The organism is Salinimicrobium tongyeongense, from assembly GCF_026109735.1.
GTDB lineage: Bacteria > Bacteroidota > Bacteroidia > Flavobacteriales > Flavobacteriaceae > Salinimicrobium > Salinimicrobium tongyeongense.
This window is the reverse complement of record NZ_CP069620.1, coordinates 246,185-272,122: the sequence shown is the minus strand read 5'-3', so window position 1 is coordinate 272,122 and position 25,938 is coordinate 246,185. Positions and strand designations below refer to the sequence as shown.

General features: G+C 36.8%; 27 protein-coding genes. 25 read left to right on the top strand and 2 right to left on the bottom strand.

What is annotated here, in order from left to right; all coding sequences use genetic code 11:
* The first annotated feature begins 26 nt into the window (after positions 1–26).
* The 7 genes from JRG66_RS01210 to JRG66_RS01180 all read left to right on the top strand — a co-directional run bounded on the left by JRG66_RS01210 (position 27) and on the right by JRG66_RS01180 (position 6,019).
* Positions 27–1,421: a UDP-glucose 6-dehydrogenase gene (locus JRG66_RS01210; RefSeq protein ID WP_265163922.1), complete on the top strand. Its 1,395-nt coding sequence runs from the start codon at positions 27–29 to the stop codon at positions 1,419–1,421.
* Positions 1,422–1,526: 105 nt separating this feature from the next.
* Positions 1,527–2,327 carry a 3'(2'),5'-bisphosphate nucleotidase CysQ gene (cysQ, locus tag JRG66_RS01205; RefSeq protein WP_265163921.1) on the top strand — a complete coding sequence of 267 codons (801 nt, stop codon included), beginning with the start codon at positions 1,527–1,529 and terminating at the stop codon, positions 2,325–2,327.
* A complete protein-coding gene (locus JRG66_RS01200) occupies positions 2,317–2,781 on the top strand; it encodes a DUF2061 domain-containing protein (protein WP_265163920.1) in 465 nt (154 codons plus the stop codon). The genes cysQ and JRG66_RS01200 overlap by 11 nt, the downstream gene beginning before the upstream one ends.
* A 15-nt stretch (positions 2,782–2,796) precedes the next feature.
* Positions 2,797–3,390 (top strand): adenylyl-sulfate kinase, encoded by a 594-nt coding sequence (cysC, locus tag JRG66_RS01195; protein ID WP_265163919.1) that lies wholly within the window; start codon positions 2,797–2,799, stop codon positions 3,388–3,390.
* Complete coding sequence (gene cysD / locus JRG66_RS01190; protein WP_265163918.1) at positions 3,390–4,295, top strand: sulfate adenylyltransferase subunit CysD; 906 nt, start codon at positions 3,390–3,392, stop codon at positions 4,293–4,295. The genes cysC and cysD overlap by 1 nt, the downstream gene beginning before the upstream one ends.
* Before the next feature lie 41 nt (positions 4,296–4,336).
* Positions 4,337–4,729 (top strand): GxxExxY protein, encoded by a 393-nt coding sequence (locus JRG66_RS01185; RefSeq protein ID WP_265163917.1) that lies wholly within the window; start codon positions 4,337–4,339, stop codon positions 4,727–4,729.
* Between the two features lie 33 nt (positions 4,730–4,762).
* Positions 4,763–6,019, top strand: a complete 1,257-nt coding sequence (locus JRG66_RS01180; protein WP_265163916.1) for a sulfate adenylyltransferase subunit 1 — start codon at positions 4,763–4,765, stop codon at positions 6,017–6,019.
* A gap of 41 nt (positions 6,020–6,060) precedes the next feature.
* Here the strand turns inward: JRG66_RS01180 and JRG66_RS01175 are convergent, their stop codons facing one another.
* Positions 6,061–7,083: a glycosyltransferase family 10 domain-containing protein gene (locus tag JRG66_RS01175; protein ID WP_265163915.1), complete on the bottom strand. Its 1,023-nt coding sequence runs from the start codon at positions 7,081–7,083 to the stop codon at positions 6,061–6,063.
* Positions 7,077–8,021 (bottom strand): O-fucosyltransferase family protein, encoded by a 945-nt coding sequence (locus JRG66_RS01170; protein WP_265163914.1) that lies wholly within the window; start codon positions 8,019–8,021, stop codon positions 7,077–7,079. Before JRG66_RS01170 ends, JRG66_RS01175 begins: the two co-directional genes overlap by 7 nt.
* A 131-nt stretch (positions 8,022–8,152) precedes the next feature.
* On the opposite strand from JRG66_RS01170, the gene JRG66_RS01165 reads away from it, so the two are divergent.
* From JRG66_RS01165 to JRG66_RS01080, 18 genes are all read left to right on the top strand, one after another.
* Positions 8,153–9,598, top strand: coding sequence for a lipopolysaccharide biosynthesis protein (locus JRG66_RS01165; RefSeq protein ID WP_265163913.1), 1,446 nt, complete (start codon positions 8,153–8,155; stop codon positions 9,596–9,598).
* Positions 9,599–9,679: 81 nt separating this feature from the next.
* On the top strand, positions 9,680–10,762 hold the full coding sequence (locus JRG66_RS01160; protein WP_265163911.1) for a DegT/DnrJ/EryC1/StrS family aminotransferase: 1,083 nt from the start codon (positions 9,680–9,682) through the stop codon (positions 10,760–10,762).
* A 413-nt stretch (positions 10,763–11,175) separates the two neighbouring features.
* On the top strand, positions 11,176–12,348 hold the full coding sequence (locus JRG66_RS01155; protein WP_265163910.1) for an ATP-binding cassette domain-containing protein: 1,173 nt from the start codon (positions 11,176–11,178) through the stop codon (positions 12,346–12,348).
* On the top strand, positions 12,330–12,866 hold the full coding sequence (locus JRG66_RS01150; protein ID WP_265163909.1) for an ATP-binding cassette domain-containing protein: 537 nt from the start codon (positions 12,330–12,332) through the stop codon (positions 12,864–12,866). The genes JRG66_RS01155 and JRG66_RS01150 overlap by 19 nt, the downstream gene beginning before the upstream one ends.
* Positions 12,867–12,895: 29 nt before the next feature.
* Entirely contained in the window at positions 12,896–14,083 is a 1,188-nt protein-coding gene (locus tag JRG66_RS01145; RefSeq protein ID WP_265163907.1) for a UDP-N-acetylglucosamine 4,6-dehydratase, read from the top strand.
* On the top strand, positions 14,083–15,225 hold the full coding sequence (locus tag JRG66_RS01140) for a LegC family aminotransferase (RefSeq protein WP_265163906.1): 1,143 nt from the start codon (positions 14,083–14,085) through the stop codon (positions 15,223–15,225). The genes JRG66_RS01145 and JRG66_RS01140 overlap by 1 nt, the downstream gene beginning before the upstream one ends.
* Complete coding sequence (locus JRG66_RS01135; protein ID WP_265163905.1) at positions 15,215–15,835, top strand: acetyltransferase; 621 nt, start codon at positions 15,215–15,217, stop codon at positions 15,833–15,835. Before JRG66_RS01140 ends, JRG66_RS01135 begins: the two co-directional genes overlap by 11 nt.
* Positions 15,832–16,473 carry a NeuD/PglB/VioB family sugar acetyltransferase gene (locus JRG66_RS01130; protein ID WP_265163904.1) on the top strand — a complete coding sequence of 214 codons (642 nt, stop codon included), beginning with the start codon at positions 15,832–15,834 and terminating at the stop codon, positions 16,471–16,473. Before JRG66_RS01135 ends, JRG66_RS01130 begins: the two co-directional genes overlap by 4 nt.
* Before the next feature lies 1 nt (position 16,474).
* Complete coding sequence (gene neuB / locus JRG66_RS01125; protein WP_265163903.1) at positions 16,475–17,476, top strand: N-acetylneuraminate synthase; 1,002 nt, start codon at positions 16,475–16,477, stop codon at positions 17,474–17,476.
* Positions 17,473–18,633, top strand: coding sequence for a UDP-N-acetylglucosamine 2-epimerase (gene neuC / locus JRG66_RS01120; RefSeq protein ID WP_265163902.1), 1,161 nt, complete (start codon positions 17,473–17,475; stop codon positions 18,631–18,633). Before neuB ends, neuC begins: the two co-directional genes overlap by 4 nt.
* Positions 18,617–19,519, top strand: a complete 903-nt coding sequence (locus tag JRG66_RS01115; RefSeq protein WP_265163901.1) for a formyltransferase family protein — start codon at positions 18,617–18,619, stop codon at positions 19,517–19,519. The genes neuC and JRG66_RS01115 overlap by 17 nt, the downstream gene beginning before the upstream one ends.
* The gene (locus JRG66_RS01110; protein ID WP_265163900.1) at positions 19,516–20,187 is read left to right on the top strand and encodes a PIG-L deacetylase family protein; all 672 of its coding nucleotides are present in this window, start codon (positions 19,516–19,518) and stop codon (positions 20,185–20,187) included. The genes JRG66_RS01115 and JRG66_RS01110 overlap by 4 nt, the downstream gene beginning before the upstream one ends.
* An 11-nt stretch (positions 20,188–20,198) precedes the next feature.
* The gene (locus JRG66_RS01105) at positions 20,199–21,260 is read left to right on the top strand and encodes a nucleotidyltransferase family protein (RefSeq protein WP_265163899.1); all 1,062 of its coding nucleotides are present in this window, start codon (positions 20,199–20,201) and stop codon (positions 21,258–21,260) included.
* Positions 21,261–21,273: 13 nt separating this feature from the next.
* A complete protein-coding gene (locus JRG66_RS01100; RefSeq protein ID WP_265163898.1) occupies positions 21,274–22,008 on the top strand; it encodes an acylneuraminate cytidylyltransferase family protein in 735 nt (244 codons plus the stop codon).
* A complete protein-coding gene (locus tag JRG66_RS01095) occupies positions 22,005–22,913 on the top strand; it encodes a Gfo/Idh/MocA family protein (protein WP_265163897.1) in 909 nt (302 codons plus the stop codon). Before JRG66_RS01100 ends, JRG66_RS01095 begins: the two co-directional genes overlap by 4 nt.
* Entirely contained in the window at positions 22,910–23,653 is a 744-nt protein-coding gene (locus tag JRG66_RS01090) for an SDR family oxidoreductase (protein WP_265163896.1), read from the top strand. The genes JRG66_RS01095 and JRG66_RS01090 overlap by 4 nt, the downstream gene beginning before the upstream one ends.
* Before the next feature lie 51 nt (positions 23,654–23,704).
* Complete coding sequence (locus JRG66_RS01085) at positions 23,705–24,862, top strand: hypothetical protein (protein ID WP_265163895.1); 1,158 nt, start codon at positions 23,705–23,707, stop codon at positions 24,860–24,862.
* Between the two features lie 10 nt (positions 24,863–24,872).
* Positions 24,873–25,871: an alpha-2,8-polysialyltransferase family protein gene (locus tag JRG66_RS01080; protein ID WP_265163894.1), complete on the top strand. Its 999-nt coding sequence runs from the start codon at positions 24,873–24,875 to the stop codon at positions 25,869–25,871.
* Positions 25,872–25,938 lie beyond the last annotated feature (67 nt).

Here is a 25,938-nt window from a genome sequence, read left to right as displayed (position 1 = left end):
TTAACGATTTAACGAATTACCAAATTATGACAATAAAAAACATTTGCTGCATTGGTGCCGGTTACGTTGGTGGCCCCACGATGGCAGTAATAGCACAGAAATGTCCGGGTGTTAAAGTAACCGTTGTTGATATCAATGAAAAGAGAATAAAACAATGGAATGATCCCGATGTAGAGAAGATTCCTATTTATGAGCCGGGGCTTTCTGCAATAGTAAAAGAAACCAGAGACAGAAACCTTTTCTTCTCTACGAATGTAGATAAAGCTATCGATGAAGCCGATATGATCTTTATTTCGGTCAACACTCCTACCAAAACCTACGGAATTGGAAAAGGTATGGCTGCGGATTTGAAGTACATAGAACTCTGTGCCAGACAAATTGCTGCAGTAGCCAAAAATGATAAAATTGTCATCGAAAAATCAACTTTGCCGGTAAGAACAGCTGCTGCTTTAAAGAATATTTTGGATAACACTGGGAATGGGGTTAAGTATCAAATTCTTTCCAATCCCGAGTTTTTAGCTGAAGGCACAGCAGTGGAAGACTTGAAAAATCCCGATCGTGTTTTGATTGGTGGCGATATTGAAAGTGAAGAAGGCAGGGAGGCTATGGAAGCCCTGGTGAATATTTACGCTTCATGGGTGCCTAAAGAAAAGATTCTTACTACCAATGTCTGGTCATCAGAGTTGTCTAAACTTACTGCAAATGCCTTTCTTGCACAGCGGGTTTCTTCTATTAATGCAATTTCAGAACTGTGTGAAAAGACCGGTGCTGATGTCAATGAAGTTGCCAAAGCGGTGGGAATGGACAGTAGGGTAGGGCCTAAATTTCTTAAAGCTTCTGTAGGTTTTGGAGGTTCATGTTTTCAGAAAGATATTCTAAACCTGGTGTATATTGCCCGAACCTATAATCTTAAGGAGGTTGCAGATTATTGGGAGCAGGTGATCATTATGAATGACTATCAAAAAAGGCGTTTTGCGGCTAATATGGTCCAAACCATGTATAATACCGTGTCGGGGAAGAAGATCGCTATATTAGGCTGGGCATTCAAAAAGGATACAAATGATACCCGGGAATCTGCAGCCATTTATGTAGCAGATTATCTCCTGAATGAACAGGCTGAAATTGTGGTATATGATCCAAAAGTGACAGAAGAACAGATCTACTCAGATCTTGATTACCTCGGAAGTCGTAGTGGAGATGCCAACCGGCAGGCAGTCACCGTGGTTAATTCGCCTATGGAAGCCTGTAAAGATGCTCATGCTATTGCAGTACTTACCGAATGGGATGAATTCAAGCAACTTGATTGGAAAAAGATCTATGACCAGATGCTAAAACCTGCATTTTTGTTTGATGGAAGAAGGCTGTTGGAACCCAATACCAAAAAGGAGATCGGGTTTGAATTCTATGCCATTGGAAATTGAATTGCCACTGAAACAGGATTAAAAAGCCCATTAAAGAGATAGAGATATCTTTTTTAGTGATTGTCTTTCTCTGTTTCTACAGGTTTGGGTATATTTGGCTCCTCTATGAAAGATTATTTAAAAACAGCTATAGAGGCTTCTATTGCGGCCGGCAGGGAGATCATGAAAATTTATGAGGAAAAGGATCTTCAGGTTGAACTCAAAGAAGACGATTCCCCTTTGACCATTGCCGACCGGAAAGCGAACGATATTATTAATGAGTTCCTGATCCCTACAGGGGTGCCTGTAATAAGTGAAGAGAATACCCAGCTTTCTTTTGAAGAAAGAAAAAATTGGAAAAGATGCTGGATAGTAGATCCTTTAGACGGGACCAAGGAGTTTGTAAAAAGGAACGGGGAATTTACTGTTAATATAGCCCTTGTGTTGGAAGGGAACCCTGTTTTGGGTGTCATTTATGCTCCTGCTTTAAAGTCGCTTTATTTTGCTGATGTGTCTGAATCTAAAGCTTTTCAGGTGGTAGTAGAAAGTGAAGATGTTCACGTAGATGAGATTTTCCAAAATGCGAGGCAAATTTTTCCCGAACAGGCAGGATCCCAGATCAAGGTAGTTGGTAGCCGGTCACATATGAATCAGGCAACCCTAGATTTTATAGAGAAACTTAAAACAGGTGGGAAAGAAGTGGATGTAATATCCAGGGGAAGCTCTTTAAAGTTTTGTTTACTTGCCGAGGGTGCAGCCCATGTTTATCCGAGGTTTGGCCCCACCATGGAGTGGGATACCGCTGCCGGGCAGGCTATTTGTGAGGCTGTTGGTTTTGCCTGTAAATGGGCAGATTCAGGTGAGCGTATTACTTACAACAGGGAAAATCTTAAAAACGACCATTTTTCTGTTGTTTATGAAAGATAAGTCTTATAAAAGGCATTTAGCCAAGACCATTACCTGGAGAATTGTTGGTACACTTGATACTTTTTTCCTGGCCTGGATCATTTCAGGCGATCCTTTTGCAGGGTTAAAAATTGGTTTGGCTGAAGTAGTAACCAAAATGATTCTTTACTATTTTCATGAAAGATTGTGGTTTAAAGGAGAATTTTTGGCGTCTTCGGGAAGGTGGAGTAGTAGAAAAAGGCATGTAGCGAAAACAATTTCCTGGCGAATTGTAGGTACGGTAGATACTATGCTTCTTGCCTGGATCATTACCGGGAATCCGCTTACCGGATTAAAAATTGGACTTGCTGAAGTGGTTACCAAGATGCTGCTGTACTATTTTCATGAAAGAGCCTGGTATAGAATTGACTTTGGGATTGCCGATAAACGAAAATCTAAAGATCCTGATGTAAATATTTTGGCTTCAAATGACTAGGGAGCTCTATAAGGTATGACAAAGAATATTATACAACATAATTACAGCATTTCTAAAGAAGACAGGAATAAAAAGAACCAACATCAATCGTTGGTTGTTTGGTTTACTGGGCTTTCAGGTTCAGGTAAATCAACTATGGCAAACAGGCTTGAAAAACGCCTTTTTAGAGAGGGTATATCCACTTATTCTCTCGACGGGGATAACATCCGAAGCGGACTTAATAAGGGTCTCGGTTTCAGTAGGGAAGATCGCCATGAAAATAACAGGAGGATTGCAGAAGTGGCCAAACTTTTTGTGGATGCGGGAATTGTGACTGTAGCAGCTTTTATTTCACCTTTAGAAGAGGATAGGGAGCAGGCTAAAGATATAATAGGAAAAGAAAATTTTGTGGAGGTGTTTGTGAATACGCCGCTGGAAGTTTGCGAAGAAAGAGATGTAAAAGGTTTTTATGAAAAGGCCCGGAAGGGAGAAATAAAGAATTTTACCGGGATTAGTTCCCCTTATGAACCCCCTGAAAATCCGGATTTCGAAATTAAAACTGTGGAGGAATCTGCAGAAGAAGCTATTGAAAGGCTTTACCAGTTTCTGCAACAAAAATTAAAATTGTAATGAGCAAATACTACTTAAATTATCTCGATGAGCTGGAATCTGAAGCTATTTATATCCTGCGGGAGGTTTGGGCACAGTTCGAAAACCCGGTAATACTATTTTCCGGCGGAAAGGATTCCATTCTGGTGACACACCTTGCCAAAAAAGCCTTTTTTCCGGCCAAAATTCCTTTCGCGCTGCTTCATGTGGATACCGGCCATAATTTTCCTGAAACCATTCAGTTTAGAGATGATCTCGTAAAGAAACTAGGGGTGAAATTATTGGTGGGCTCGGTTCAGGATTCTATAGATAAAGGACGGGTAGCAGAGGAAAAAGGAAAAAATGCAACCAGGAATGCCCTTCAGATTACTACATTGCTCGACGCTATTGAAGAGCACAAAATAGACTGTGCTATAGGTGGTGGGAGAAGGGATGAAGAAAAAGCGAGGGCAAAAGAGCGATTTTTTTCCCACCGTAATGATTTTGGAGAATGGGATCCAAAGAACCAGCGCCCGGAACTGTGGAACCTTTTAAATGGAAAACATTTTGAAGGGGAGCATTTTAGAGCTTTTCCCATCAGTAACTGGACCGAAATGGATGTGTGGAATTATATAAAAAGAGAAAATATTGAAATCCCGTCGCTTTACATTGCACATGAGCGGGAAGTAGTATGGAGAAATAATTCATGGATACCTGTTTCTGAATTTTTAAAATTGGGTCCAGATGAAAAATCGGAAGTTAAAAAAATCCGCTTTAGAACTCTGGGCGATATTACTATCACAGGAGGAATAGAATCTGAAGCCGATACGTTGGAAAAGATCGTTCAGGAAGTTTCAGCAATGCGTAAAACCGAAAGAGGAGATCGTTCTGATGATAAACGGAGTGAGACGGCGATGGAAGACAGGAAGAAGCAAGGCTATTTCTAATGCGAATTTGGCACGAATTAATACAAATTATCGCGAATTAGATGGAGGAGAAAATCTTATATAAAGAAGAAAGCTATAAGATAATCGGAGCTTGTATGAAAGTTCATAGAACCCTGGGAAATGGATTCTTGGAAGCTGTATATGAAGAAGCCTTAGCTAAAGAATTTGAGAAAGAAAATATTCCATTCAATCGACAGGTGAAGTTGAATATATTCTACGAAGAACAACAACTAAAAAAGTTTTATAAAGCTGATTTCATCTGCTACGATAAAATAGTTTTAGAAATAAAAACAGTCAAATTCGTTCCAGTTGCCTTTCAGGCGCAGCTTAAAAATTACTTAACTGCAACAAAAAAAGAACTGGGGATTCTCATCAATTTTGGTGAATCTTCACTGACATATAAAAGAATAGTAAACACAAAACCTTCGCATTAATTCGTTTAGAAATTTGCGAAAATTCGCATCATAATGGAAATAAATAATAACCAATTACTGAGATTCACCACCGCCGGCTCTGTAGACGACGGCAAATCAACTTTAATAGGCCGCCTTTTATACGACTCAAAATCAATCTTTGAAGATCAACTTGAATCGGTGAGCGCTACCAGTGCAAAGAAAGGGCACAAGGGGGTAGATCTCGCGCTGTTTACCGATGGGTTAAGAGACGAAAGGGAGCAGGGAATTACTATAGATGTTGCTTACAGGTATTTTACGACTCCCAAGAGGAAATTTATAATTGCAGACACCCCGGGACATATTCAGTATACCAGGAATATGGTTACAGGGGCGTCTACAGCCAACGCAGCAGTGGTATTAATTGATGCTCGCCATGGGGTGATTGAACAGACCAAGAGACATTCTTTTATTGCTTCTTTACTGAATATTCCACATCTTATTGTGTGTATTAATAAAATGGATCTTGTTGATTTTAGCGAGCAAAGGTTCAATGAAATTATCTCGCAATTCGAAGAGTTTTCTTCAAAGCTGCTCATGAAGGATGTTCGGTTCATTCCTATTAGTGCTTTGGAAGGAGATAATGTGGTTAATCAGTCAGAAAAAATGTTGTGGTATCAGGGAGGAACCCTGCTTAACATTCTGGAAACGCTTCACATTAGTAGTGACGTTAATAAAATTGATGCTCGTTTTGCTGTGCAGACCGTTTTGAGGCCTCAAAATGAAGAGTATAGGGATTATAGAGGTTATGCAGGAAGAGTGGCGAGTGGAATTTACCGTGTTGGAGATGAAGTGGCAGTTTTGCCATCTGGTTTTACTTCCAAAATAAAATCTATCAATACGGGTGAGGTTGAGGTACAGGAGGCTTTTGCCCCTATGTCGGTTGCAATGACCTTAGAAGATGATATAGATGTAGGTAGAGGTGATATGATTGTGAGGGTGAATAATCAACCAGAGTTGACTCAGGAATTTGATATCATGCTATGCTGGCTTCATGATGAAGCAGCCAGGCCAAGGGCAAAATACAGCCTTATGCATACAAGTAATGAGCAAAGGGCAATGATTAAGGAGGTTATTTACAAGGTAGACATCAATACTTACGATAGAATAGCTGATGATAAAAATCTTTCCCGAAATGATATAGCCAGGGTCAAATTGAGATGTACCAGGCCAATTATGTCAGATTCCTATAGAGAGAACAGAAATACCGGAAGTATTATTCTTATTGATGAATCAACCAATGAAACTGTGGCGGCGGGGATGATTGTCTAAACGAAATCCTTGTAATCAGACAAAACCCGTGTAATCTTTTATTAAAGTTTCAGTAACCTTTTTAGGGAAGATAGTCTTCCCGGTTTCTCCGAATGAAATTTTTTAATCAATTCATTTTCATAGTTTCGGGTGGTTCCAAAGCGGGGTCTCAAAAATGCCATTTTTGGATCTTGATCGAAAATAGAGCGTAAGAATTTTTCAAGAGTATCCTCCCTTAGATGGATAGGGATAATATTTTCCTGAAACGGAGGTTCGTTTAATATTTCGGCGGCAAGCTGGTTGTTTTCATCTATTTCCTTCACCTTTTCCATTACTTTTTCAAGGTTGCCGTATTCATGGCAGTTAATAAGAGATTTAGGATTAAAATCTTTGATTACTTCAGGATTTCCCCAGTAAATTGGGATTGTATTAGTGATATAAGCGTGCATCAGTTTTTCTGTAGTATAACCGGGAGAAGAGGAGTTCTCAAAAGCTATGGAAAATTTACATTTAGATTGAAATTCCAGTTTTGAATACATCCAGTCCTCGGTAAATCTTCCCCCAATATCCATGGAAGCATTATTGAGATGCCTGCCCGGAGAGAGAACTTTCCGGTAGCTGTTTAATAGATGAAAAAAATCATCTCTCACAGGGTCTGCCTGTGAATTGGAATAAATAAAGTTGCAGAAATATTCTTTTTTTTCAACGTCTTCTGTTGTAAAGGACCTGGGCTTCAGGAGCTCTTTAAACTGGTCGGGAATTAGAGCAAAATTCGGATACCTTAAATAACGTTCTCCAAATTCCAGGTGGCTAAATCCAATTGCGTAGTCACAAAGGTTAAAATCCGGGATTAAATTCTCTCCCGTGTAGAAGATTTTAACAGAATCTTCAAATTTTAAAAACTCCCGTCCATAGCAGGAATAAATGAGGTAGTCTGGTTTTTCTGGATCAAGAATAATTTTGTATTGGCGGCTTAAAAGATCGTGCAAATAATTATTAGATGGATCAAAACCTTGATAGAAATCAGTAAACCAAACTTTTTTTGACATTGAGTTTACCTCTACCTTTTTATTATTTACTACCATAGTAACCAGCTTTTGTAATCAATACCTGTACATTTCTCCTCTCCCATTCGCATACCCAGGTAATTACCGGGACCAGAACTAAACGTGCCAATAAAATGTTCAGAAGCAGCGCATAGGTCAATACTGGCTAAAAGCTTCAACAGTTTTAGATATTTTTCCTTTTTGCTGAGTTTAAGAAATTCGTTGTGTACATATCCTTCTTCTGAAGGATGACATAAAGTAAAGAAATTCCAGGCAGGATATTTTATTTTAAGTTCCCGGAGGAGGCGGTAATCATCGGTTAAAACGAAAATATTTTCAGAAATTCCTAATTTTTCTGCCTCTCCCATGTAAGATTCAGTATTAAAGATTTTACTTTCCTTTGTTTTATCTCCGGCCCTAATATGAATACTTAAATACCTTTCAGGTAAAGAAACTGAAGCTTTGAATTTATTAATATAGGTTTTAGCAGGTTCATTATAATTCCAAATCATTTGAATTATGGTCTGAGCTGCACGTGGAAGAGTTTCGTTAATTATTTCCAGTTCTGGGATATTAAAGGTTTCCAATTCGAATTTCCTACTGCGAAACTTGTCCCAGATATCCTGGGTTAAATAGCGGTTGCCTGAAATAATTCTTAAAAGAGCAGGAGGAAAAGCTTTGGCTCTTTCCATCTGGTAGGCTCTTCTGTTATACCTGCTGTGCAGATAGAATTCAGTTTCCTCACAAAAAGGTGAGAAGAAATCCTGCCAACCTTTGTTATAAGCTAAATTTCCCCTCTTCGAATATAACCTGAAATCAATCTTGTTCTGTAAACAGTAAAGAATGGCAAAAACCATATTATTAAATTCAGAAAAGAATCCGGCATTGGCTCCAAAATGGAATGTGAGTTTCTCTTCAAATGAATTGTTCAACTCCTTATACCTGCGTAATTTTTCAGTGTGATTTAATTTTTCCAATTGCTGATGGTAGGTTGTACCCCAAAATTAGGATTAATATGGTATATTTTCCTTTTAAAATCCACTTTTGTCTTTTTTCAGGGAATAAGTTTTACTTTCGCTTTATCTTTTAAAGACAACCAACTAATTCAATGGCATTAAAAAAGGTCGTTACTTCGGGACTGGTATGGACTTTTACGCAGCAATTCGGAAACCAGATCATTGGGTTTGTTGTCTCACTAATCCTGGCCCGACTCTTACTTCCTGAAGAATTTGGTTTAATTGCCATGATCGCTGTTTTTGTTGCTGTAGGAAATGGTCTTATGGATAGTGGGTTGAGTCTCTCCATCATTCGTGATACCGAAGCGGGGGACAAAGATTTTTCTACTGTTTTCATTTTCAATGTGGTTGCAGGCGCTATAATTTACCTTGGAATATTTATCGCAGCTCCGTTTATCGCACAATTTTATGATCAGGAAATACTTACCAATATTATCCGGGTGTATTGTTTAACTTTTATTTTCTCTGCCGCTACTTCCGTTCATATAGCCTTATTCACTAGAAACATGAATTTTAAGGTTCAAACCCTTACTGCTATTCCTGCGGCAGTAATAAGTGGTGCTCTAGGTATTGTCCTGGCTATTCAAGGCTACGGAGTTTGGAGCCTTGTCTATAGCAGTCTGTTGAATTCCATAGTTAATTTTGTGCTTATCTGGAAATATTCAGACTGGTACCCTTCCCTAAGTTTTGATAAAATTCTTTTTTTAAAACACTGGAAATATGGTTATAAGCTTGGATTGGCCAATTTACTCAATAGAATTTTTAATAATTTATATTTAGTAGTAATAGGAAAATATTTTTCACCGGCGTTGTTGGGTTTTTATAGTCGTGCAGAAAGTACTAAACAACTACCCCTAAGTAATATTGAGAGAGCTCTCAATAAAGTTAGTTTTCCAATGTTTGTGGGAATCAAAGATGATCCGGACCGATTAAAAAATGTCTTTAGAAGGCTTTTAAAAATGGTGCTTTTCGTGGTTTGTCCAGTGCTTATGATCAGTGCTGCAATAGCAGAGCCATTATTTGTTTTCCTCTTTACCGAAAAGTGGTTGCCGGCAGTACCTTATTTTCAAATATTATGTTTGGGTGGTTTACTGTTGCCATTGCACAGCTATAACTTAACCCTGCTGAATATTTATGGAAGAAGTGATCTATTCCTGAAGCTGGAGATCATAAAAAAAGTTTTAATTGTCGGGTCAATTCTATTGATTATTCCTTTTGGGATCTATGGTCTTTTATGGGGGCAGGTGGTTTTCTCCATTGTGGCATATTTTGTCAATGCTTATTACACTCAAAAATTCATCTCCTACCCTCTTAAAGAGCAATTATCTGATGTCTTTCCTATTTATCTTATTACCATGTTGAGTGCCTTGATAGTAGGGTTGGGAGATAGTCTTTTATTCTTTTCGTATTCAGATTTTATTCGACTTATTGCAGGAGGAGTTATAGGCCTGGGAACTTATTTTCTCGTCTCTGTTCTTGGGAGCTTTGAACAATTGTCCCAATTGAAGGAATTGATTAAAGAGAGACTAAGTAAATAATTGATTAAAAATTTTTGTTACATCTTTGATGAAAATAGTCGTGTTCCTCACTTCGACGGAGAGGATATAAAGGAAAATGGAATGATCAACGTTACTAAAACTTTTCTCCCCCCACTGGAGGAGTATCAAAAATACCTGGAGCAGATCTGGGATTCCAAACAAATTGCAAACGGAGGAAAACTGTGGTATGAGTTACAGTCAAAGCTGAAAGAGTATCTCGATTCTCCTGATCTTATTTTGACTGCCAATGGAACATTACCCTTGCAAATTGCCTTAAAAGTTCTTGCGGGAAACGGTGAAGTTATTACAACCCCTTTCAGTTATGTCGCAACTACCGCCGCCATAGTATGGGAAAACTGCAAGCCCGTTTTTGTAGATATTCATCCTGATTTTCTTACTATTGACGAAACTAAGATCGAAGCTGCAATCACCGAAAGAACCACTGCCATTCTCGCCACCCATGTCTTCGGAAATCCCTGTAACGTGGAGGAGATTGATAGAATTGCAAAGAAGCACGGGCTTAAGGTCATCTATGATGCTGCTCATTGTTTTGGGGTCAAATATAAAGACCAGTCTATTTTCAATTTTGGAGATGTAAGCACCTGTAGCTTTCATGCTACCAAGATCTTCCATACGGGAGAAGGAGGTGCTATGTTTTGTAAAGATCCGCAACTATTTAAGAAATTATTTTACAGCCACAATTTTGGACACAAAAGCCCAACTGAATTTTATGGACTGGGAATAAATGCTAAAATGAATGAGTTGCAGGCGGCGATGGGTTTGGCGGTTTTACCTTTTTTTGCAAAACTTTTGGGAAAAAGAAGAAATGTAGTGGAGTTATATGAAAAGAGACTTAATTTTTCTAGAATGAGAAAAATTTCTATACGTGACAAGACCTTCTGGAACTTCTCATATTATCCCATAATTTTAAACAGTGAAAAAGATCTTCAAAAGATACAAAGAGCATTAAACGATCAGAACATCTTTCCTCGTAGATATTTTTGTCCTTCTCTCAATACCCTCAGTTATGCACATACCAGCAATATGCCATTTTCAGAAAGTGTTGCAAAATCAGTTTTATGTTTACCATTAGCTCATGATATGGATAATAAGAATATAGGTGTTATAGTAGAAAATATTAATAATATCCTATTGTCAAACTAATACAAGGTTCTTAGAATGGGAAAATTGAAGGAGGTATAGAAAAATGTTACTCGTATAATTCATAAAAGGTTTCTTATTATGTCGTCTTATGTCTCTTTTAAATGGCCGATGAGGAATTTTGGTTTTTTTTAATATTTATCAAACAGGAGGCTCGAAGTGAAACCCTATATTTGCAGCATCAAGGGTATTTCTTGAGATTTGTATTAATAGTATCGAGTCCTAATTTACTTCTTTCAAAGATGTGAAGTGACTTGAGCTTGTGATGGTAAGGTAATTTGCTGTTCGACAGTAACAATATAATTTTTTTAGATAATTTGGTAAAAAGAATCATAAAGCAAAACTTCGAAAGTTTTGCCTACTTCTACTCCTATTTACGATATAGAATATTTATTCTAGTTGTACTGAGTATTTTTGTGGGAATTTTGGATGGCTTTGGTCTAATGATGTTCTTGCCATTGTTGCAGTTGGTTGATGGTTCTTCCTCTGTAGATTCAGAATCCCTTGGCAATTTGCAATTTCTGGTAACCTTCATGGAAAATAATGGGATATCTTTGACATTGCTTACGGTGCTATCAACGATGGCATTTTTCTTTTTAGCCAAGGGTGTAATACAATATTTATCCGGAATATATAAAGTTAATGTTCAGGAGTGGTTTATTCGTAATCTGCGGATTCGCAATATTGTGGGCCTGAACAATATTGGTTATAAATATTTTGTTGTGTCGGACGTGGGGCGCATTCAGAACACCTTAACTGGGGAGATTGACCGTGTGGCCGGAGCTTACTTCAACTATACCCGTGCATTTGAATCCTTTATCCTTGTTGTTGTTTATATGGCTTTTGCTTTCTATGGTGATGCGCAATTTGCTATGATTGTGAGCATTGGAGGTATTTTAACCAATTATCTCTACAAGAGTCTTTATAAAAGGACAAAGGAGTATTCGCGGGGGCTTACTCGGGAGAATAATCAGTTCCAAAGTTTGATAATTCAAAATGTAGGTAATTATAAATACTTGAAAGCTACGGGTTCTCTGGAGAAATATGCTGAGAAGTTGAAGCTGGCAGTTCTAAAAATTCGCAATAGCCAGAGAAAAATTGGCCAACTGGACGCTATGCTTACAGCTGGAAGAGAGCCACTCTTGGTTATTATTGTAGTAATTGCTATATATATTCAGACTTACTTTTTGGGTGCGGAGTTGGCTCCTATTCTGATGAGCCTCTTTTTTTTCTACCGTGCATTAAATTCTCTTATCCAGATGCAATTAAGGTGGAACAAATTTCTTGGAGTCTCAGGGTCTTTGGAAAATATGCTTCGGTTTGAGACAGAAATGCGTGAGAACAAAGAAATTTCGGGGAAAGAGCCTGTAAAAGAAGTCGTTGATAAAATTAGATTGGAGGGGGTTTGGTTTTACTACGGAGATACACCTGTGTTGAAGAATGTAACTTTACAAATTAATAAACATGAAACTATAGCTTTTGTAGGAGAAAGTGGAAGCGGAAAAACCACCTTGGTAAATATAGTTGCAGGTTTGCTGCCGGCTAGCAGGGGGGGTATACTGTTAATTGCGTGGGAAGTGATAGGCTAGATATGATGAGTCTCCAGGAGAGAATTGGTTATATTACCCAGGATCCAGTTATTTTTGGGGATACGTTGTTTAACAATGTTACATTTTGGGCAGAGGATAATGAAAAGAACAGACAGAAGTTCTGGAAAGCCATAGAACAGGCAGCTATTCTGGACTTTGTGCATGAACTTCCTGCCAAAGAGGAGACTATTCTCGGGAACAATGGTGTGAATTTAAGTGGAGGGCAAAGACAGAGAATTTCAATAGCCAGGGAACTTTTTAAGCAGGTTGAAATTCTTATTTTGGATGAGGCAACTTCCGCATTAGATTCAGAAACTGAGAGAGCTATTCAGACCAATATAGAGAAGTTGAAAGGTAGTTATACAATGTTAATTGTAGCTCATCGTATTGCTACAATAAAAAATGCAGATAAAATAGTAGTAATGAAAAACGGAGAAATAGCAGACATAGGAGAATTTAAAGATTTGGTCGCGCACTCCAGTTATTTCGGAAAATTAGTGGCGCTGCAGGAAATTTAATAGTAATAATTTAATTAGGTAGTCCAAAAATGAACGTTCTAGATTTAATCGGTAGGAGAGAAAATTTGTTTAACGAGGACATTCTTGTGCATGAAAAGAAGTTATCTCAGGAAGTCTCCTGTTCTTCCTTCCTGGTTTTAGGTGGTGCTGGATCGATAGGACAGGCAGTTACAAAAGAGATTTTTAAAAGGAAACCTGCTAAACTTCACGTAGTAGATTTAAGTGAAAATAATTTGGTGGAGCTGGTAAGGGACATTAGAAGTTCTTTAGGATATATTGATGGAGAATTTAAAACTTTCGCATTGGATATCGGTTCTCTGGAATATGATGCTCTTATAAGAGCAGATGGGAAGTATGACTATGTTCTTAATTTGTCAGCATTAAAACACGTACGAAGTGAAAAAGATCCATTTACCTTAATGCGAATGATCGATGTAAACATCTTCAACACAGATAAAACTGTTAAACAGGCTATAAAGAACGGTACAAAAAAATATTTCTGTGTCTCAACTGATAAAGCGGCTAATCCCGTCAATATGATGGGAGGCTCCAAGAGAATAATGGAAATGTTTTTAATGAGAAGAAGCCGGGAAATTTGTTTTTCAACTGCCCGTTTTGCTAACGTAGCTTTTTCAGATGGCTCTTTATTACATGGGTTTAACCAAAGAATTCAAAAGAAACAGCCTATTGTAGCTCCCAATGATGTGAAAAGGTATTTTGTAACTCCACAAGAAAGCGGTGAGTTATGTCTTATGTCATGCATATTTGGAGAAAACCGAGATATTTTTTTTCCAAAATTAAGTGAAAAACTTCATTTAATATCTTTCGCTGATGTAGCTATAAAATATCTTGAGCAATTAGGTTATGAGGCTTATGTATGCCAAACAGAAGACGAGGCCCGGGAATTGGTGAAGACAATGCCCCAACAAGGAAAATGGCCTTGTTTGTTTACCACTAGTGATACTACTGGAGAAAAGGATTTTGAAGAATTTTATACAGAAAAGGAAGAGCTGGACATGGAGCGTTTCCAAAATCTCGGTGTGATTAGAAGTAAATTATCTATTCGTGAAAATAAATTGCAGCATTTCGAAACAGAGATTAAAAAAATAAAAAATTCCGTAGCCTGGGAAAAGAAAACAATTGTAGATCTTTTCATTGAATTGATTCCCAACTTTGGGCATAAAGAAACGGGGAGATACTTAGATTCTAAGATGTAATGAATTATATTAGAGAAACTATATCATTTATTAGGAATACCTTTGATTCCAGGGACTTTATTCCTCTTCACGAACCTTGTTTTGCCGGAAACGAAAAAAAGTATTTATTGAATACGATAGATTCCACTTTTGTCTCTTCGGTTGGGGCCTACGTTGATGAGTTTGAAGAAAAGATGCAGTACATTACCCAAACAAAAAAAGCTGTGGCCGTGGTAAATGGTACTGCAGGCTTACAAGTGGCCTTGCAGTTGGTTGGTGTAGAAAGAGGAGATGAGGTGCTCACGCAGGCACTTACTTTTGTCGCAACGATTAATGCCATTGCATACAATGGCGCAATCCCACTGTTTCTGGATGTAGATTCTGACACTATGGGGTTATCACCTAAGGCAATTAAAAATTTTTTGAACGAATTTGGCGAAATAAGAGAGAGTGGTTGTTTTAATAAAAAAACTGGAAATAGAATATCTGCATGTTTGCCAATGCACACATTTGGTTTTCCTGTACGTATAGAAGAAATATTAGAAATTTGTAAATATTGGCACATTCCTGTGGTCGAAGACGCAGCTGAATCTCTCGGCAGTGAGTACCGGACGAGACCAACAGGAGGTTTTGGAACAGTGGGAGTCTTTTCTTTCAATGGTAATAAAATTGCCACCAGCGGCGGTGGAGGTGCAATAGTTACAAACGATCAAAACCTGGGTGAAAAGGCAAAGCATTTAACTACTACTGCTAAGAAGCCACATGTTTATGAGTATATACATGAAGAGATAGCTTATAATTTTAGGATGCCAAACATAAATGCCGCTCTGGCTTGTGGTCAGTTAGAGAAGCTAGATTTTTTTCTTGAGAGAAAAAGAAGTCTAGCCAAATTATACGCTGAATTTTTTAGTGGTAAAGGAGTTCATTTTCGTCAGGAACTAAATGATACTAGGGCTAATTATTGGTTAATGTGTGTGGAGCTTGAAGATGAAAAAGAAAAAAACTTTTTCTTGAAGGAGACCAACGAATCTGGTATTATGACTCGTCCAATTTGGCGACTTATGTATAAACTTCCAATGTATAAAGAGTGCTTTAGAGACAGTCAGACAAATGCTGAATATTTGGAAAGTCGAATAGTAAACATACCTAGTAGTGTTAGATAAAGAAGTGGTTTTAGTGGGATATTCCGGGCACGGCTATGTAGTAGCTGAGGCGGCTTTGCTTAACCGATTTCCAGTAAAATTTTATACAGACTTAGAACCAGTCAAGCTAGATCCTTTTCATCTTAAATACGCTGGCTATGAGGGTAACCCTTCTGATGAGTGGTCTAATAAAGATTATTTTATACTTGGTATAGGGGACAATCAAATAAGACAACGTACAGCAGAGATCTTGAATTCAAATGGTAAAAATATCCTCAATGTTTTACATCCGTCTGTTTCTTTATCTCAGAAAATAATAATGGGTTCGGGCAATTTTTTTGCCCGAAATGTGTCAATTCCACTGTTGGTCTCGATTGGTAGCTATTGTATTTTTAATACAGGTTGTATCATCGAGCATGAATGTAAAATTGGAGATACGGTACACGTGGGACCCGGAGCAGTACTAGCTGGAAATGTACATGTGGGCGAGGGGTCTTTTATTGGTGCTAATGCAGTAGTAAAGCAGGGAGTTAAAATTGGTAAAAATGTCATCGTAGGAGCTGGAAGTGTCGTATTAAAGGACATTGCAAACAATACAACTGTAGTAGGAAATCCTGGTAGAAAAATATGAATAAAAAAAAGGAAATTATTATTGTTGGAACTGGAGGACATGCCAAGGTGATTGTTGATATGATCCACGAAAACCAGGAGTACAAAATAATAGGATTCACAACCATAAATTCTGATAGCCAAGAGTTTTGTGGTTATCCTGTTTTAGGTGATGATTCTGTTTTGAGCGAATATTATGATAAAGGACTACGATATGCAGCAATAGGGGTTGGAGCATTTAAAGATAATACTTTAAGAAGAACTGTCTTTGAAAAAGTGACTAAAATGGGTTTTAAGGTACCACCACTAATTGATGCTTCTTGTATAATATCAAAATCGGCAGTAGTAAAGGAAGGAGCTTTCCTGGCACGAGGAGTTATTTTAAACAATGATGTAAAGATTGGGAAGAATACAGTAGTATATACTGCATCTAGTATAGATCATGAAACGTTAATTGGTGACCACGTTTTGATCTCTGCAGGAGTGACAATAGGGGCTTATACCAATATTGAGGAGGGTGTATTATGTGCACTTGGATCAAAAGTTGTTTCTGGGGTGCGAATAGGAAAAGATATTTTAGTGGGAGCAGGAGCAGTTGTCGTCAATAATATTGAAAAAAAAGGAACCTATTTAGGGTGTCCGGCAAAAAAAGTTAGATGAGATGCAAAAAGTTTTAATAATAGCAGAAGCGGGTGTTAACCATAACGGCAATATAGAGGAGGCAAAAAAATTGATAGATGCTGCAGCTTTGGCAGGCGCCGATTTTGTTAAATTCCAAACTTTTAAGACAGAAAACGTCGTCTCCAGATCAGCAAAAAGGGCAAAGTATCAGGATTTAAATACTGGTAATGATGATACCCAATTCCAGATGATCAAAAAGCTTGAATTATCTGAAGAAGATCATAAGGTGCTTAAAAGTTATTGCAAAGATAGGAAGATAGGGTTTCTTTCTACCGGATTTGATCTTGAGAGCCTCGAATTCTTGAATAGTATAAATATTCCTTTATTTAAAATACCATCAGGGGAAATTACTAACCTGCCTTATCTACGAAAAATAAGCAGTTTCAAAAAACCTGTTGTCATGTCTACCGGAATGGCAGATATGCAGGAGATAAAGAATGCCCTGGAGGTACTAATTCATGGGGGGATGGAAAGAAGTAAAATTACGGTGGTTCATTGCAATACAGAATATCCTACTCCAATGAAAGATGTAAATTTAATGGCTATGTTGCACATTAGAGATGAATTTGGAGTGCAAATTGGTTATTCTGATCACACCCTGGGTATTGAAGTGCCAATAGCAGCAGTTGCCTTGGGTGCAACTGTTATTGAGAAGCACTTCACATTAGATAGAAATCTTCCCGGCCCTGATCACCGTGCGTCACTTGAGCCGGATGAGCTGAAGGTGATGGTACAGTCAATTAGAAATATAGAAGTAGCGATTTCAGGGTCAGGTAGGAAGGAGCCCTCTGCGTCAGAAAAGGAAAATAAAGCAGTTGTAAGAAAAAGCTTAATTGCTACAGCCAGTATCAAAAAAGGAGAAAAGTTTACTAAAGAAAATCTGGGGGTGAAGAGGCCTGGGATTGGTATTAGTCCAATGAAATGGGACAAAATTGTTGGTTCAAGAGCTGAAAAGGATTACAAAGAAGACGAATTAATATGAGGAAGGTTTGTGTAGTTACCGGAACACGGGCTGAATATGGGATTATGCAAACTCTGATAAAGATAATATCGGAAGATAAGGATCTAGATTTGCAGTTAGTGGTGACAGGAATGCACCTTTCACCTGAATTCGGACTGACTTATAAAGAAATCGAAAAAGATGGATTTAAGATAAGTAAGAAAGTTGAGATGTTACTGTCTTCAGATTCAGAAGTTGGGATTTTAAAGTCTATGGGATTGGCCCAGATTGGCTTTGCCGAAGCTTTTGTAGAACTTCGTCCTGATATTGTTTTGGTTTTAGGTGACCGTTATGAAATTTTTTCGGCAGTTTCGGCGGCAATGGTTTCTAAAATACCCGTAGCCCATTTACATGGAGGTGAAGCAACAGAGGGACTTATCGATGAGCCGATAAGACATTCTGTCACAAAAATGTCTCACTTACATTTCACAGCAACAGAAACGTACAGAAAAAGAGTGATACAAATGGGAGAGAATCCAGAAAGGGTTTTTAATGTTGGTACACCTCTTATCGATAATATCCTGAAACTTGACCTTTTGAACCGCAAAAATTTCGAAGAAGCTATAAATTTTAAATTGAATGAAAAAAATCTAATGATAACGTTTCATCCTGTTACTCTGGAAGATAATACGGCAGAGAAGCAGTTTAGAGAATTGCTTGAGGCAATTACCGGTATGGGTGATACAAATTTTATCTTTACCAAACCCAACTCTGATACTAATGGAAGAATTATCATTCAGCAGATTGATGATTTCGTTTCTAAAAATCCTCACCGGGCATGTGCTTTTACATCCCTTGGTCAGAAAAGATATCTTTCAGCTTTAAGCCACGTAGATGTGGTGCTGGGAAATTCCTCCAGCGGACTTACGGAAGCACCGAGCTTTAAAGCAGCAACAGTGGATATAGGAGATCGGCAGAAGGGAAGAATAAAAGCGACAAGCGTTATTTCCTGTGAGCCCACTAAAGAATCTATAGGAGAAGCTCTTAAAAAGGCTTTTTCCAAAGATTTTCAAAGCATCTTGAAAGATGTGAAAAATCCCTACGGAGAAGGAGGGGCTTCTAAAAGAATTGTAGACGTGCTGAAAAACTTTGATTATACCAATATTCTGAAAAAGAAGTTTTATGATATCAAATTCTAGAAAATTGAAAATTTTCTTTATCGGAACCGTTTCCTTTTCGCAAAAAGCTCTAGAGAAGTTAATTTTTCTCAGAGCTGAAATTGTAGGTGTTGCAACCAAATCAAGATCAGCATTTAATGCAGATCATAAGGATTTGGCACCGCTGTGTGAGATAAACAATATTCCCTGGAAATATGTGAAGGATATTAATGCCACTCACATTTTGAGCTGGATAAAAAGTCTTGAACCAGATGTAATCTTTTGCTTCGGTTGGTCCAGTTTAATCAAAAAGGAACTTCTTGAATTAACGCCACTTGGGGTCGTGGGTTTCCATCCTGCAGCACTTCCATTTAATAGAGGTAGGCATCCACTTATCTGGAGTCTTGTCCTTGGTCTGGAGAAAGGAGCTTCAACTTTCTTTTTTATGGAAGAAGGTGCAGACGACGGAGATATATTATCTCAAAAATTATTTAAGATAAAATATAACGATGATGCTGCCAGTCTTTATAGCAAAATAGAAAAAAATGCGATGGATCAAATACCTTTATTTCTTAAGCAGTTGGAAGATGGCAGTTATTCAAGAATTCCTCAAGATCATACGAAAGGTAATGTTTGGAGAAAGAGAGGTTTAAAGGACGGTGAAATAGATTTTCGAATGACCACAAATGCCATATATAATCTTGTAAGAGGACTTACAAGGCCCTATGTTGGAGCACATGTGATTTATAAAGGAAAAGAGATTAAAATATGGGCAGTCAAAGAGGAACAGTTCCCTCTGAGTAATATTGAACCAGGAAAAGTATTAGAAGTTAAAGATTTTAAAATTCTTGTAAAAGCATGGGATGGAGCCGTACAAATTTTAGATCATAATTTTGTTGAGCTTCCCAAAGAAGGAGAATATCTATGAAAAGAATTATTATTATTTCAGCTCATCCTGATGATGAAGTGCTGGGGGCTGGAGGTTCTATTTTAAAGCATATAGAAAACGGGGATGAGGTTTATTGGTTAATAACTACAAATGTATCCGAAGCCCAGGGATTTTCGAAAGAACGTGTAGATTCCAGGCAGGAAGAAATAAAAAAGGTAGAGAAGATGTTGGGGATAAAAACTACTTATATGCTTAACTATCCTACTATGACTCTCTCCTCAAGTAGTTTAATAGAAATGGTGCCTAAAATTTCAGATGTTTTTACTCAGGTACAGCCCGAGGTAATTTATTGTTTAAACCGTTCCGATGCACATTCCGATCATCGCATTACCTTTGATGCAGTGATGGCGTGTACTAAATCATTTAGATATCCATTTGTAAAGCAGGTCTTATTGTATGAATGTATTTCTGAGACAGAATTTGCTGCAGCATTGCACGAAAAAGCATTTATACCAAATTATTTTGTGGATATTTCTGATTATTTTAAACGAAAAATTGAAGTGATGCGAATTTATGAGTCAGAGCTCGGTCAGCATCCTTTTCCCAGATCAGAAAGAAACATGGAAGCTTTGGCAGTGTATAGAGGTGCAAGCTGTGGTGTAACATACGCTGAAGCTTTTCAATTAATAAAATATATTGATAAATAACAAAGGTGGTTATGTGTTTTGAAGAAATAACTATTCACAGAGATCAGACGATTCTTGACGCTTTAAGGAAGTTGAATAACGTTCGATCTAAAATTAACGTAAGTCGTCTTATTCTTTTTGTGGCTGATGATAACGAAGTAATTTTGGGCTCACTCACAGATGGTGATGTGAGGAGGTCTTTAATTCAGCACGGGAATTTATCAAAGCGACTAGAAGAGATTTGTAATAGGAATTTCATATTCAAGTTTGAACATTCAGGATTTTTGGATCTTAGAGAATACAGGAAAAAAGATTTGAAGATTCTACCCATTCTTGATCGAAATATGAGACTTAAACGGATTATAGATCTTGAGAAAACCCAGTCTGTTCTGCCTTTAGAGTGTATGATAATGGCAGGAGGGAGAGGAAAAAGATTAAGTCCACTTACTGACGATATTCCAAAACCTATGCTGCCTCTGGGTGAAAAACCTATCATTGAACATAACATAGACAGGCTAATTTCTTATGGAATTAGGAAAATCTACATATCTGTGAAATATCTTGGAGAACAGATCCAAGATTATTTTGGAGATGGAAGCAGTAAGGGAATAAGCATTGAATATGTTTGGGAAGATAAACCTTTAGGGACAGCTGGGGCTTTAGCACTTGTAGAAAATTTTGAAACTGATCATATTTTGTTAATGAATAGTGATCTATTTACAAATGTTGATTTTGAGGACCTGTATGTTGATCTCATTAATCAGGAAGCCGATATGGCAGTAGCATCAACGGAATATAAAGTGGATGTGCCTTATGCAGTTTTTGAAACGGAAGGAAAAGAAGTGATGGAATTTAAAGAAAAGCCTTCCTACGTTTATTATTCTAATGCTGGAATTTATATTCTTAAAAAGGAACTGATTTCAAAAATCCCTCAAAATAAATATTATGATATTACGGAACTTATGGAAGAGTTAATCAAAGAAGGGGGGAAATTAATACATAACCCAATTTTAGGTTTTTGGATTGATATTGGTAAACCGGTGGACTATAAACAGGCTCAGGAATTAGTTAAACATTCAAGTTTGAATAAGTAACAGTATAATTGTCATGAATACTCTTATTACGGTCTGTGCCAGAGGTGGCTCTAAGGGAATACCTGGTAAAAACATCAAGATTCTAAACAAAAAACCTCTAATCTATTATAGTTTAAAGTTGGCAGATATATACGCTTCAGAGAACCCAGGGGTTCAGATCTATCTTTCAACGGATTCTGATGAAATAAAACAGACCGTTAGAGCATGTAATTTGAAAACTGTTAGTACTGAATATGACAGGCCCGCGGAACTTGCTACAGATAATTCTGGAAAGATAGGAGTGCTAAATGATGTAAGATTGTATGCAGAAAGAGAAAATAAAATTATCTATGATTATATTCTGGATCTTGATGTAACCTCACCCTTAAGAACAATCCAGGATATTCAAACTGCTTTTGGTCTTTTAAGAAGTAACAAGGAGGCTATCAACATTTTTTCAGTAAATGAAGCAAATAGAAATCCATATTTTAACATGGTAGAAAAAAGGCCTAACAGTGAATTCATACAGCTTGTAAAGGAGGGGGAATTTGTAACCCGCCAATCGGCACCAAAAGTTTATGATATGAATGCTTCCTTTTATATCTATAGGAGAAGTTTTTTTGAAAATCATATGACATCCCCTATTACTCCGAAAACTTTAATATATCAAATGCCTCACATATGTTTTGATTTGGATCATCCGCTAGACTACGATTTCATGTCTTTTTTAATGGAGAAAGATAAACTTGATTTTAATTTTCTACAATGAAAGTTTTAATTATAGGTTTGGGTTCTATTGCACAAAAACACATCTTTTCCTTGAAAGAATTAGGGCTAGTTGACATTTATGCTTTAAGGTCTTCCAAAGATCCAACTAGCCATCCAGGTGTTAAAAATGTCTTTTCTATAAAAGAATTGTACAATATTGAATTTGATTTTATTATAATTTCCAACCCTACTTCAAAGCATTCAGAAACAATTCAAGAAGTACTAAAATTTCGTAAACCTCTGTTTATTGAAAAGCCGTTATTCAGCGAAATAAGTGAGGCTAATAAAAAACTTCTTGACAACATAATAGAAGTTAAAGTGCCTACTTATATCGCATGCAATTTAAGGTTTAGAGATTGTTTGAAGGAAATGAAAAAAATAGTAAGGACCAGGAGGGTTAATGAGGTTAACTCCTATAGTGGTTCCTACTTACCAGATTGGAGACCTAATACTAATTACAGAAAAATATATAGTGCTAATAGAAATTTAGGAGGAGGAGTTCATCTAGATTTAATACATGAACTTGATTACTTATGTTGGATCTTTGGAGTTCCCGAAAAAAGTAGTGTAATTTTCAAAAGTAATTCCTCACTTCAAATTGATGCAGTAGATTATGCCAGTTATAATCTGGAATATGAGAATTTTTGCGCCAATGTGACGCTAAATTACTATAGGCGTGATACGAAAAGAACTTTTGAAGTTTTAACTTCAGAAGAAACGTTTTTGGCAGATATCATTTCTAACAAAATTTATCGTAATGATCAAGAAATTTTTTCTTCCGAACAGCCATTAATTAACACTTACGTTGAACAGATGGAATATTTCTTAAACAACATTCTTACGGGGACTAACCCTAACTTTAATTCTGCAGAGCAAGCATTTAAAATATTAAAATTGAGTTTATGAAGGTTAAAAACAAAGTAGTTCTTGTTACTGGATCCAATGGATTAATAGGAAAGCAGGTCGTGACCTATTTAAAAGAAGCAGGTGCAAGAGTTATTGGTTTGGATATTACAAAAAAAGGAAATTCAGATTCTACATTTATCTCCTGTGATGTTAGTAAAAAAGAAGAAATAGACGATGCGATAGATGATGTGGAACGTCAATATGGTAGAATAGACGGTCTTGTCAATCTTGCTTATCCCAGAACTTCAGATTGGGGAACAAAATTTGAAGATGTGTCACTAAAATCCTGGCAGGAAAATGTAGATTACCAGATGAACAGTGTCTTTTATATCTGTCAGAGAGTGCTCAAAATAATGAAGAAACAAAAATCAGGTTCTATTGTAAATATAGGTTCTATTTACGGTGTGGTAGGGAATGATTTTTCCCTGTATGAAGGATATAACGGAAGCTCTCCCGCTGCTTATACAGCTATAAAGGGAGGAATCATTAATCTTACTCGGTTTTTAGCCTCCTACTATGGAAGATATAATGTTAGAATTAACTGTGTTTCTCCGGGAGGGGTTTTAGATAAGGATAATCAGCACCCCTCGTTCATAGAAAGGTATTCTGAAAAATCACCACTTAAAAGATTAGCGAATCCGGAAGAAATTGCACCACCAATTGTTTTTCTTTTGTCAGATGAAGCTTCTTTTATTACTGGACATAATATGATGGTAGATGGAGGCTGGACAGCTATTTAAACAAACTAAGTTGATTTTATTCTGTACAACACCCCGATAACCTGAGACTTCATGACTATTATTTTTTGCTTCACTAGAATTTTCAGAAATTCTCATCGCAAAATTTTTCAATTTGATAAATTAATTGAGGAGGGGCATGATGTAAAGCTTTTAGATCTCACTCATATTTATGGTGGTAATCCTACTTGTAATGATGACTACATGCTCAACTTAAGAACAAGATGCCTTCATAATGATGACTTAATTTCTTTCAAAGAAAATTTGGACTCTGAGCCGGCGATCTATGTTTGCAATGACACTTACCTCATGTTTGCTCGAGGTTCTTTCGAGATTCTAGTGCGGAAACAGGATAAGCTTCTGGCATTCCAGATTAAACCATCTCCATTTCAATTTACACCAGATAATCTAGTAAAAAAGATTTTGAGAAAGCTTTTTAAAACTTTTAAGAAGTTGCCCTTCTATTTTAAATCAATTTATTTGAGTAATCGTTCTTATTATGCGCCCGATTACTACATGTGCACTACAGAGTATGATTTACCTTTAAAGGCTTTTTTCACCGTAAAACATGAAAATATTTTCATTGTTCATTCAGATGATGCTAATTATATAGTACAAGATAAGACAGATGTAAGTAAAAATGAACGTATTGGGGTTTTCCTGGATCAGATCTTACCAATCGCTTTTAAAGATATGGCTCCTAAAAATTTTGATCATTATTATGATAGACTCACACTAACTCTAGAAGAGTTAAAAACTTATTTTGAACTTGATAAAATTATTATTGCCGAACATCCAGAAAGTGTAACGGCAGAGGAGGAGCTACGGGATAAATTTGAAGGATGGGAACGTACAGGAGGAAAAACTCAACAACTGGTGAAAAATGCCACTTATGTTTTTGCTCATTACAGTACATCAATAGGGATGGCAGCATATTATAAAAAACCTATAATTTTACTTTTAGATAAAGATCTGGAAGATGTGGAGTGGATCTATGTAGCGGTAAATACGTATAAGGATTTACTGAATTTACCCGTAATAGACATGGTCGATAGAAACTTATCTCAATTAGACAAGTACGAAGTCAATGAAACTCTTTATAATAATTATGTAAAGAAATTTGTAAAGGACAATGACGAGGTTAAGGAAAATTCCTATCACTATGCCATCAAGCGTATTATAAAAGATATGCAAAAAAGAAAAAAGATCTAAAATTTAACGTTTGCCACAATCACTATTTCTCTTATCTACAGTCCCTCAAGCTTTTTTTCTTGGTTATTCGCCTCACCTTGTAAAAAATGCAACCCTAATAATAACAGTGAGGACGCAAACCGAAGCTGAAAAAATTAGGGATGAAGTAGGACATTTGCCATGGGCCGACATTAATACATGGTATTTACCACACAATAACGGTCTATCAGCTTATTTAAAGATTGTTTCTATCAGGTGGAAAATTATAAAGTTAAAGACAAAAAAGTCTCATTATGATAAAATCTATATTGGTAGTTATGTCAATCTAATCCACTTAAGTGTACTGGGGGAGTATGAGGATAGAAGTAAACTTTTTTTATTGTACGATGGATTACAAATGGTTGTTAATAATTTTGACAGGAAGCAAAAGGAAGTCGAATCCGTAATGCAATTTCCCCATTTTTTCGGATTATTAAGATTTAAGCGTCCTAGGATTCTGTCATTAACCTTTGTTACGCCACTTCCATTGAATGTTGGCCCCATGGATTCTATTCAATATATTAGTAGTTCTATATCTTTAGATTCAAAGATAGCAAAAAAGAATGTCATACATTTTTTGGGGCAACCTCTTCCCGCTTTTGATATTGTCTCTACAAATTTTTACTTGGAGAGTCTTGAAAAAATCAAAAAGTTATACCGGGGGAGCAAGATTATTTATTTTCCCCATCCCAGAGAAGAAGAGTCTATCCTTCAGGATATTGCCATCATTTTTGAAGTAAGAAAACAAAACAGAGTATATGAAGACTATTATATGAATCTAGAAGAGGTGCCAGGTAAAATTATATCTTTCTACAGTTCAGTATTGGTTAATCTCTTTTATTTTAATAGTAAATCTGAGTTAATTTCTATTTACATTCCACAAAAGGAAATTTATAATCATAAAAATAAAGAACATCTTGCCAAAATTTACAACTACTTTGAAAACATATCAAAGGAAGATTTCACCTTACTGAAATTAAGTGGTTCATAAATCATTTTGACTAGAATGGAAATCCTAGGTCTTTTATTAAATTTAGTTCTGAAAAATTTTTTTTCAG